Genomic DNA, 401 nt, shown 5'->3' with positions numbered 1-401 from the left:
GGCTTGAAGGCCAGCGCCGTTTGCAGGTCCTGCTCCAGCTCTGGCAGCGTCTGGCCCGGCAGCGCGTACATGATGTCGAGGTTGAAGGTGTCGAAGGACGCGGCGGCCTCTTCCACCGCCGCCATCGCCTGGGCGCGGTCATGCACGCGGCCCAGAGCCTTGAGGTGCTGGTCGTTGAAGCTCTGCACCCCCACCGACAGGCGTGTGACGCCCGCCGCACGGAAGGCGCGAAAACGGTCTTTCTCGAACGTGCCGGGGTTGGCCTCCATCGTGATCTCGCAATCGGGCTCCAGCCGCAGGCGGGCGCGGATGTCGCCGATCAGCCGGTCGATGGCGGCAGGCGAGAACAGGCTGGGCGTGCCGCCACCGATGAAGATGCTGTGCACGGACCGACCCCAGAC

Annotated in this window: 1 protein-coding gene; it reads right to left on the bottom strand. The window is 68.1% G+C overall.

Features of this window, described 5'->3' with window-relative positions; all coding sequences use genetic code 11:
- The coding region (locus GPA27_RS28625) for a radical SAM protein (RefSeq protein ID WP_256223149.1) at positions 1 to 386 on the bottom strand (386 nt) is incomplete at its 3' end.
- Positions 387 to 401 lie beyond the last annotated feature (15 nt).

Origin of the sequence: Aromatoleum toluolicum (assembly GCF_012911005.2) — a bacterium.
GTDB lineage: Bacteria > Pseudomonadota > Gammaproteobacteria > Burkholderiales > Rhodocyclaceae > Aromatoleum > Aromatoleum toluolicum.
This window is presented reverse-complemented; position numbering and strand designations above follow the sequence as displayed.